At 58.4% G+C, this 9,249-nt stretch carries 8 protein-coding genes, 1 tRNA gene and 2 rRNA genes (1 of these 11 running past the window's edge); all 11 read right to left on the reverse strand.

Annotation, left to right across the window (positions count from 1 at the left end; genetic code table 11):
* Positions 1-52 precede the first annotated feature (52 nt).
* Positions 53-805 carry a twin-arginine translocase subunit TatC gene (gene tatC / locus H7R73_RS22725; RefSeq protein WP_010672360.1) on the reverse strand — a complete coding sequence of 251 codons (753 nt, stop codon included), beginning with the start codon at positions 803-805 and terminating at the stop codon, positions 53-55.
* Entirely contained in the window at positions 802-1,257 is a 456-nt protein-coding gene (gene tatB, locus H7R73_RS22730) for a Sec-independent protein translocase protein TatB (RefSeq protein WP_103261019.1), read from the reverse strand. The genes tatC and tatB overlap by 4 nt, the downstream gene beginning before the upstream one ends.
* A gap of 3 nt (positions 1,258-1,260) precedes the next feature.
* The gene (tatA, locus tag H7R73_RS22735; protein WP_041214160.1) at positions 1,261-1,509 is read right to left on the reverse strand and encodes a Sec-independent protein translocase subunit TatA; all 249 of its coding nucleotides are present in this window, start codon (positions 1,507-1,509) and stop codon (positions 1,261-1,263) included.
* 39 nt (positions 1,510-1,548) lie between these two features.
* On the reverse strand, positions 1,549-3,189 hold the full coding sequence (gene ubiB, locus H7R73_RS22740; protein WP_010672357.1) for a ubiquinone biosynthesis regulatory protein kinase UbiB: 1,641 nt from the start codon (positions 3,187-3,189) through the stop codon (positions 1,549-1,551).
* Positions 3,189-3,797, reverse strand: a complete 609-nt coding sequence (locus tag H7R73_RS22745) for a ubiquinone biosynthesis accessory factor UbiJ (protein WP_029313421.1) — start codon at positions 3,795-3,797, stop codon at positions 3,189-3,191. The genes ubiB and H7R73_RS22745 overlap by 1 nt, the downstream gene beginning before the upstream one ends.
* Before the next feature lie 8 nt (positions 3,798-3,805).
* A complete protein-coding gene (gene ubiE, locus H7R73_RS22750; RefSeq protein WP_039041078.1) occupies positions 3,806-4,558 on the reverse strand; it encodes a bifunctional demethylmenaquinone methyltransferase/2-methoxy-6-polyprenyl-1,4-benzoquinol methylase UbiE in 753 nt (250 codons plus the stop codon).
* Between the two features lie 65 nt (positions 4,559-4,623).
* Positions 4,624-5,001, reverse strand: coding sequence for a fluoride efflux transporter CrcB (crcB, locus tag H7R73_RS22755; protein ID WP_103261020.1), 378 nt, complete (start codon positions 4,999-5,001; stop codon positions 4,624-4,626).
* Between the two features lie 87 nt (positions 5,002-5,088).
* Positions 5,089-6,354 (reverse strand): cytosine deaminase, encoded by a 1,266-nt coding sequence (locus H7R73_RS22760; RefSeq protein WP_103261021.1) that lies wholly within the window; start codon positions 6,352-6,354, stop codon positions 5,089-5,091.
* A 214-nt stretch (positions 6,355-6,568) separates the two neighbouring features.
* Positions 6,569-6,644, reverse strand: a tRNA-Thr gene (locus H7R73_RS22765).
* Positions 6,645-6,691: 47 nt separating this feature from the next.
* Positions 6,692-6,806 (reverse strand): 5S ribosomal RNA (gene rrf / locus H7R73_RS22770).
* A gap of 84 nt (positions 6,807-6,890) precedes the next feature.
* A 23S ribosomal RNA gene (locus tag H7R73_RS22775) occupies positions 6,891-9,249 on the reverse strand; it runs 530 nt beyond the window's last position.

A 9,249-nucleotide genomic window follows, 5' to 3' on the forward strand; every position in this document is an offset into this window, starting at 1 on the left:
ATGGGGCCTTACCATACGCCTCGAACGGATGCATGAAAAGAGGAAGGGAGCCTCAGCTCCCCTCTTCCGTTTGTTGCTGCTCTTCGTCCTCTTTCTTCACGTAGAAGCGGGCGAAGAACAGACCTATCTCCCACAGGCCCCACATGGGGATCGCGAGCAGGGTCTGGGAAAAGACATCGGGCGGCGTCAGCAACATACCGACCACGAAGACCCCGACGATGACGTAGGGGCGCTTCTCCTTCAGGCTCCTGGGGGTGGTTACCCCGGTCCAGCAGAGCAGTATGGTGGCCACCGGGATCTCGAACGCCACCCCGAACGCGAAGAACAGGGTCAGCACGAAGTCCAGGTAGCTGGCGATGTCAGTCGCCACCGTCACCCCGGCGGGGGCGGTACTGGTGAAGAAGCCGAACACCAGGGGGAACACCACGTAGTAGGCGAACGCCATCCCCGCATAGAACAGCACGGCGCTGGAGGCCACCAGAGGCAGGATCAGCCGCCGTTCGTGCTGGTACAGACCGGGTGCGATGAAAGCCCAGGCCTGATAGAGCAGATAGGGGATCGCCACGAAGAAGGAGACCACCAGGGTCAGCTTGATGGGCGTGATGAAGGGCGTCGCCACATCCGTCGCTATCATGCTGGTGCCTGCCGGCAACTGGCTGAGCAGCGGCTGGGCCACGAAGTCGTAGATGTTGTTGGAGAAGTAGATGAGCGCGATGAACACCAGCAGGATGGCGGAGATCGCGCGCAGCAGACGGGTTCTCAGCTCCACCAGATGGCTGATGAGGGGTTGTTCTGCCTGACTCATGGCTTCACCTCCCCTTTGGCTGCGGACTCGCTGGCGGGCACAGGCTCGCTCTCTCGCTGGCTGTTGACCGGTGGCACCTCTGGGGTGGGCGCCGGGGCCGCCACCGGAGTGGCTGGCTCAGCCTGGGCGGGCTCCCGAGGCGGGCGGATCTCGTTCTCCCCCTGATAGGGACGATTCACCGACTGGGCGGCCGCTTTCAACTGCTCGATGGACTCCTGCAGCTCGGGGCTCAGGTTGTTCATCTGCAACCGTTCGGCCTTCTTCAGATCGTTGTGCAGATCCTGCAACTTGAGCTCCTGTTCCAGCTCGGCCTTGACCGAGTTGGCGGTGCTGCGGATCAGCCTTATCCAGTGGCTGGCGGTGCGGATCGCGACCGGCAACCGCTCAGGACCCAGCACCACCAGGGCGACGACGCCGATGACGACCAGTTCCCAAAAACCGATGTCGAACATGGCTTAGGCCTGATCTTTGTCTTTCTGCTTGGCGGCTTCGGCGTTGCTGGCCGTCTCGTTCAACTGCTTGGTCGGGAACTCGGCATCTTTCTGCTCGAGTTTGGTGTCGGCCGGCTCATCGGAGAGCGCCTTCTTGAACCCCTTGACCGCCGCGCCCAGATCGCCACCGATACCGCGCAATTTCTTGGTGCCGAACAACAGCACGACGATGACTGCGATGATCAACAACTGCCAAATACTGATACCACCCATGACTTTCTCTCCGGATAGGCGCCCGATGGCGCAGGTTATTTAATGGGAACGGGTTCGCAACCAACCCAGCAGCCAGCATAACCCGGCGCCGGCGAGGCTGATTTGTCCCCACTCAATGTGTTGTTTCTGGGTCAGCAAGAATACACCCGCAAGCAGCAGGCTGGCTCCAACCCCTAAGAGGTAGCGGGCTTGCCCCTGACGGCGACTGTGGCGACGGAAATCGGCAAACATCTGGTCGAAGTGGTGCTGCTGATGGCGGGCCTGACGCAGGGTCTCATAGACCAGCTCCGGCAGCTCCGGCAGTTTCTCCGCCCAGAACGGCGCCTTCTCCTTGATGGCATTCCACACCGCCTTGGGGCCGACCTGCTCGTGCATCCAGTTCTCCAGGTAGGGCTTGGCGGTCTGCCACAAATCGAGCTGCGGGTAGAGCTGGCGCCCCAGCCCCTCCACATAGAGCAGGGTCTTTTGCAGCAACACCAGCTGCGGCTGCACCTGCATGTTGAAGCGGCGCGCGGTGTTGAACAGATTGAGCAGCACGTGGCCGAAGGAGATCTCGGAGAGCGGTTTCTCGAAGATGGGCTCCAGCACGGTGCGGATGGCGAACTCGAACTCGTCCACCTTGGTATCGGGCGGCACCCAGCCGGACTCCACGTGCAGCTCGGCTACCCGGCGGTAGTCGCGGTTGAAGAAGGCGAGAAAGTTCTCCGCCAGGTAGCGCTTGTCTTCCCGGTTGAGGGTGCCGACGATGCCGCAGTCGATGCCGATCCAGAGCGGATTCTCGGGGTGTTCGAAAGAGACGAAGATGTTGCCCGGGTGCATGTCGGCGTGGAAGAAGCTGTCGCGGAACACCTGGGTGAAGAACACTTCCACTCCGCGCTCGGCCAGCAGCTTCATGTTGGTGCCGTTGGCTTCCAGCGCGGCAATGTCGGAGACCGGAATGCCGTAGATCCGCTCCATCACCAGCACCTGCTCACGGCAATGGTCCGTGAACACCTCGGGCACATAGAGCGCCTCGGAACCGGTGAAGTTGCGGCGCAGCTGGATGGCGTTGGCCGCTTCGCGCATCAGGTTGAGCTCGTCGAGTATGGTCTTGCGATACTCCTCCACCACCTCGACGGGGCGCAGTCGTCCGCTTTGGGGCACGAAACGGGCCACCAGACGGGCCAGGGCCTGCATCAGGCGCAGGTCGGCCTCGATGACCGGCTCGATATCGGGACGGATCACCTTGATGACGATCTCGCGGCCGTTCTCCTTCAACCGGGCGGTGTGCACCTGGGCGATGGAGGCGGACGCCAGCGGCGTCTCGTCGAAGTCATCGAACAGGGTCTCGACGGGGCAACCCAGGCTCTCTTCAATCTGGCGACGGGCGGCCTGACCACAGAAGGGAGGCACCCTGTCCTGCAGCAGGGCCAGCTCTTCGGCAATGTCAGGGGGCAGCAGGTCTCGGCGGGTCGAGAGCATCTGGCCGAACTTGATGAAGATGGGACCCAGGGCCTCGAAGGCGAGGCGAATGCGGGCGCCACGGCTCATGCCTTGTTGCTTGTTCTTGAGCCAGAACAGACTGCGACGGGCCAGACGGCCAGGCCAGGGCTGATAACGGGCGGGTACCAGCTCGTCGATGCCCTGTTCCAGCAGGATGCTGACGATGCGATAGAGGCGTTTGAACTCCTTCGGGGTCATCAGCTCACCTGCTGTTCGAGGCGGGCAAGCCGCAACTCGATCGCCTTCATCTGTTGGGCCAGCTCTTCGACATCGTCATTGAAGCTCGCCACTTCCAGCGGACCCGGGGCAAGCCTCGCCTCCTCGGTCAGATACTCGGCCACTTGACGCTGGGAACGGCACAACTCTCGCCCCACAAAACGGCGAGCCTGACGGGCACCACTGCACAGGGTGTGGGCCACCACGTCGCCGGTGTAGCGGGACAGCTCCTCTTCCCAGTCGATATCGAGCTCGCCAAGCAGGGCGCTGAATGCCTGCACCAGCTGGGGGTCACCGCTCAGGTCCAGCTTCTCCTCGCGGATGTAGCGGGTCAGGGCGGAAGGCTCCTTGAGCAGGCCGAGGGCGGTCAGGGAGAGACTCAGCACCGCATCCGCCTCCCCTTCAAACCTGGCCAGCACATCCAGACGGCGCTCCGAGAAGACAAACCAGAGCGGCTTGAGCTCGCGCAGCTCCAGTTTGAGTACCTTGCCCGTCAACTTGCGCAACCGCTCCGGGCTCTGTTTGTCCAGGGCCAGCAACTGGTTGAGGCTGGTTTCGATCACCGCGGTGACCATGGCATCCATCGGCATAGGCGACCTTAAAACTTGTAACCGCGGTGCAGGGCAACCACGCCCTGGGTCAGGTTGTAGAACTCGACCTGTTCGAACCCGACATTCTCCATCATGCCTGCCAGGGTCTGCTGATCCGGGTGCATGCGGATGGATTCCGCCAGGTATTTGTAACTTTCGCTGTCGTTCGCGACAATTTCGCCCATTTTCGGCAGCAATTTGAAGGAGTAGAGATCATACAGCTTGGCGATCACTTCGCTCACCGGCTTGGAGAACTCCAGCACCAGCAGGCGGCCACCCGGTTTGAGCACCCGGAACATGGAGGCAAGCGCCTTGTCCTTGTCGGTGACGTTGCGCAGGCCGAAGCCGATGGTGATGACGTCGAAATGGTTGTCCGGGAACGGGAGCGCCTCGGCGTTGGCCTGCACGTAGGAAACGTTGTTGGCCACCCCCAGGTTGCGCAGCTTGTCGCGGCCCACTTTCAGCATGGAGTCGTTGATGTCCGCCAGGACCACCTGGCCGGTCTCACCCACGATGCGGGAGAACTTGGCGGTCAAATCCCCTGTGCCGCCAGCCAGATCCAGCACCTTCTGGCCCTTGCGGACGCCGGAGCAGTCGATGGTAAAGCGCTTCCAGAGGCGATGGATGCCGAACGACATCAGATCGTTCATCAGATCATACTTGGCCGCTACCGAATGGAAGACACCGGCGACCAGGGTTTCCTTCTCGGTCGCTGCCACGGTTTTATAGCCAAAATGCGTAGTAGTAGTCTGTTCCGACATCCCTCAAATACCCATAGAGCAAAGAATGGCCGCCAGTTTACCAGAGCCGATGGCGTGCGGACACCTCAAACCCGGCTTGCGACCAACTGCATACCCAGCACGACCATGGCCAGACAGAGGAACAGATTGAGACCGATATTGAGCAGCGCCTTCAGATAGGCCCCTTGCTGGGCCAGCATGACCGTGTCGAGGGCAAAGGAGGAGAAGGTGGTCAAGGCGCCGAGGATACCCACCATCAGCAATGGCTTCATCGGGTGTTCCACCACGTGACCATGGCTGATCAAGGCATAGGCAATCCCCATGATGAAGGAACCCACCACGTTGACCACCAGGGTGCCATAGGGAAAGTGGCGTCCCAGCAGCCAGGCCATCAGCTCGGCGATGCCAAAGCGCAGGCAGGCACCGAAGGCGCCTCCGACAGCGACAAATAACCAGGTTTGCATCAAGCAGGCTCCAAGAGTGTCAGGTTGGCATTATGCAAAATCTCGACAGCAGGGGACAGCCGGGCAATTAATCGACCCGGCTAGACCCTAGCGGCGAAAGTCTACCCGTTCTGGATTCACAAGGTGGAGGGTCGTCTCAGCCGGGCGAGTATCGGCGATGACTCTGCCATGGCGGATGGAATAACGCACCGGCACCTGGCGGCGCACCGCATCAAAACCATTCTCAGCAGGAAGGATCAGCAGGTTGGCGGGCTTGTCCACCTCGATGCCGTAGCGATCCTGCACGTTCAGGGTGCGGGCGCTGTGGTTGCCGATGAGCTTGAGACTGTCGTTGATCTGTTCATAGCCCATGATCTGGCAGACATGCAGCCCCATGTGCAGCACCTGCAACATGTTGGCCGTGCCCATGGGATACCAGGGATCGAACACGTCGTCGTGGCCGAAGCAGACGTTGATGTTCGCCTCCAGCATCTCCTTCACCCGGGTGATGCCACGACGCTTGGGATAGCTGTCGAAGCGCCCCTGCAGGTGAATGTTCACCAGCGGATTGGCGACGAAGTTGATGTCCGCCATCCTGAGCAGCCGGAACAGCCGCGAGGCATAGGCTCCGTTGTAGGAGTGCATGGCGGTGGTGTGGCTGGCGGTCACCCGATGGCCAATACCGCGCTCGTAGGCCAGGGTTGCCAGCGTCTCGATAAAACGGGACTGTTCGTCATCGATTTCGTCGCAATGCACATCCACCAGAACCTGATATTTCTCTGCAAGATCGAAAACGTAGTGCAGACTTTCGACCCCATATTCCCGAGTGAACTCGAAATGGGGGATGGCGCCTATCACGTCGGCGCCCAGTTTGAGAGCCTCTTCAAGTAACGTCTTGCCGTTGGGGTAGGAGAGGATCCCCTCCTGTGGGAAGGCCACTATCTGCAGCTCCACCCACTCCTTCATCTCCTCCCGCACCTCCAGCATCGCCTTCAAGGCGACCAGATTGGGGTCGGAAACATCCACGTGAGTCCGCACGAACTGGATGCCGTTGGCAATCTGCCATTTCAGTGTCTGGATGGCGCGTTGTTTCACATCCTCATGGGTCAGCAGCGCCTTGCGCTCGGCCCAACGCTCGATCCCCTCAAACAGGGTGCCGGAGAGGTTCCAACTCGGCTCGCCAGCCGTCTGGGTGGTATCGAGGTGAATGTGCGGTTCGATAAAGGGGGGGATGACAAGGCCTTGCTCACCATCAAGCTCGCGGGCAGAGAGCAGCTGAGTGCTCATGGGCTCAATGGCCCGGATCACGCCTCCCTGACAGAGGATTTGCCACATCCCTTCCCTGCCCGCCAGACGCACATTCCTAATCAGCATGTTCTTTCCCCTTCGAAAGCGTGGTTGTCTTTGCCAATCCACAACTTAGCCCGGATCCCTTTAATAGAGAAGCGCCGCCCGAAAAGCATACGGGATAGAAAGGGAGGATATGTCAGCAACAAGAAGGTGCGACATTGCAGGACTGCAATTTGCGATGGATGGCCTGAAAAGCAGATACAAAAAAGCCTCCCGATTGGGAGGCTTTCTTATTTAATGGTGCTGATACCCAGAATCGAACTGGGGACCTCATCCTTACCAAGGATGCGCTCTACCGACTGAGCCATATCAGCACACTAACCGGTAAAGACCACGCTCAATGCGTAATCTAAAATTGGGTGCCTGGCAGTGTCCTACTCTCGCATGGCGAATGCCACACTACCATCGGCGCTACAGCGTTTCACTTCTGAGTTCGGCATGGGGTCAGGTGGTTCCACTGCGCTATTGCCGCCAGGCAAAAATCTTCAATCTGAAAAAGCTGATTTAGTTATTCGTTCTCGGTATCTGCTACAAGTCTCTGAACACTTCTTGGGTGTTGTATGGTTAAGCCTCACGGGTAATTAGTATGGGTTAGCTCAACGTATCGCTACGCTTACACACCCCACCTATCAACGTTGTGGTCTCCAACGGCCCTTTAGGACCCTCAAGGGGTCAGGGATGACTCATCTCAGGGCTCGCTTCCCGCTTAGATGCTTTCAGCGGTTATCGATTCCGAACTTAGCTACCGGGCAGTGCCACTGGCGTGACAACCCGAACACCAGAGGTTCGTTCACTCCGGTCCTCTCGTACTAGGAGCAACTCCCTTCAATCATCCAACGCCCACGGCAGATAGGGACCGAACTGTCTCACGACGTTCTGAACCCAGCTCGCGTACCACTTTAAATGGCGAACAGCCATACCCTTGGGACCGACTTCAGCCCCAGGATGTGATGAGCCGACATCGAGGTGCCAAACACCGCCGTCGATATGAACTCTTGGGCGGTATCAGCCTGTTATCCCCGGAGTACCTTTTATCCGTTGAGCGATGGCCCTTCCATTCAGAACCACCGGATCACTATGACCTACTTTCGTACCTGCTCGACCTGTCCGTCTCGCAGTTAAGCTGGCTTATGCCATTGCACTAACCTCCTGATGTCCGACCAGGATTAGCCAACCTTCGTGCTCCTCCGTTACTCTTTGGGAGGAGACCGCCCCAGTCAAACTACCCACCAGGCACTGTCCGCGAGCCCGATTCAGGGCCCTGCGTTAGAACATCAAACATACAAGGGTGGTATTTCAAGGACGGCTCCAGCGCAACTGGCGTCACGCCTTCAAAGCCTCCCACCTATCCTACACATGTAGGTTCAATGTTCAGTGCCAAGCTGTAGTAAAGGTTCACGGGGTCTTTCCGTCTAGCCGCGGGTACACCGCATCTTCACGGCGAATTCGATTTCACTGAGTCTCGGGTGGAGACAGCATGGCCATGGTTACACCATTCGTGCAGGTCGGAACTTACCCGACAAGGAATTTCGCTACCTTAGGACCGTTATAGTTACGGCCGCCGTTTACCGGGGCTTCGATCAAGAGCTTCGCTTGCGCTAACCCCATCAATTAACCTTCCGGCACCGGGCAGGTGTCACACCCTATACGTCCACTTTCGTGTTTGCAGAGTGCTGTGTTTTTGATAAACAGTCCCAGCCATCTGGTCACTGCGACTCCCGACAGCTCCATCCGCAAGGGACTTCACCATCAAGAGCGAACCTTCTCCCGAAGTTACGGTTCTATTTTGCCTAGTTCCTTCACCCGAGTTCTCTCAAGCGCCTTGGTATTCTCTACCCGACCACCTGTGTCGGTTTGGGGTACGATGACTTGTAATCTGAAGCTTAGAGGCTTTTCCTGGAAGCAGGGCATCAATGGCTTCCGCACCGTAGTGCGTTCGTCTCGTGTCTCAGTGTTGTGTCTCCGGATTTGCCTAGAAACACCACCTACGCACTTTCACCAGGACAACCGTCGCCTGGCCCACCTAGCCTTCTCCGTCCCCCCATCGCAATTACAAGTCGTGCAGGAATATTAACCTGCTTCCCATCGATTACGCCTTTCGGCCTCACCTTAGGGGTCGACTCACCCTGCCCCGATTAACGTTGGACAGGAACCCTTGGTCTTCCGGCGAGGAGGCTTTTCACCCCCTTTATCGTTACTTACGTCAGCATTCGCACTTCTGATATCTCCAGCATACCTCTCGATACACCTTCGCAGACTTACAGAACGCTCCCCTACCACTCACACTTAGTGTGAATCCGCGGCTTCGGTGCCTGGTTTGAGCCCCGTTACATCTTCCGCGCAGGCCGACTCGACTAGTGAGCTATTACGCTTTCTTTAAATGATGGCTGCTTCTAAGCCAACATCCTAGCTGTCTGAGCCTTCCCACATCGTTTCCCACTTAACCAGAACTTTGGGACCTTAGCCGGCGGTCTGGGTTGTTTCCCTCTTCACGACGGACGTTAGCACCCGCCGTGTGTCTCCCGGATATTACTTACTGGTATTCGGAGTTTGCATGGGGTTGGTAAGTCGGGATGACCCCCTAGCCCAAACAGTGCTCTACCCCCAGTAGTATTCGTCCGAGGCGCTACCTAAATAGCTTTCGGGGAGAACCAGCTATCTCCGAGTTTGATTGGCCTTTCACCCCCAGCCACAGGTCATCCCCTAACTTTGCAACGTTAGTGGGTTCGGTCCTCCAGTTGATGTTACTCAACCTTCAACCTGCCCATGGCTAGATCACCCGGTTTCGGGTCTACACCTTGCAACTAGACGCCCAGTTAAGACTCGGTTTCCCTACGGCTCCCCTATACGGTTAACCTCGCTACAAAATGTAAGTCGCTGACCCATTATACAAAAGGTACGCAGTCACCCCGAAGGGCT

Source organism: Aeromonas sp. WP2-W18-CRE-05, from assembly GCF_014168615.1.
Lineage (GTDB): Bacteria > Pseudomonadota > Gammaproteobacteria > Enterobacterales > Aeromonadaceae > Aeromonas > Aeromonas caviae.

Bases quoted from the DNA above. Each gene is read 5' to 3' on its own strand.
- tatC (WP_010672360.1), bottom strand. From the start codon at position 805: ATGAGTCAGGCAGAACAACCCCTCATCAGCCATCTGGTGGAGCTGAGA.
- tatB (WP_103261019.1), bottom strand. From the start codon at position 1,257: ATGTTCGACATCGGTTTTTGGGAACTGGTCGTCATCGGCGTCGTCGCC.
- tatA (WP_041214160.1), bottom strand. From the start codon at position 1,509: ATGGGTGGTATCAGTATTTGGCAGTTGTTGATCATCGCAGTCATCGTC.
- ubiB (WP_010672357.1), bottom strand. From the start codon at position 3,189: ATGACCCCGAAGGAGTTCAAACGCCTCTATCGCATCGTCAGCATCCTG.
- H7R73_RS22745 (WP_029313421.1), bottom strand. From the start codon at position 3,797: ATGCCGATGGATGCCATGGTCACCGCGGTGATCGAAACCAGCCTCAAC.
- ubiE (WP_039041078.1), bottom strand. From the start codon at position 4,558: ATGTCGGAACAGACTACTACTACGCATTTTGGCTATAAAACCGTGGCA.
- crcB (WP_103261020.1), bottom strand. From the start codon at position 5,001: ATGCAAACCTGGTTATTTGTCGCTGTCGGAGGCGCCTTCGGTGCCTGC.
- H7R73_RS22760 (WP_103261021.1), bottom strand. From the start codon at position 6,354: ATGCTGATTAGGAATGTGCGTCTGGCGGGCAGGGAAGGGATGTGGCAA.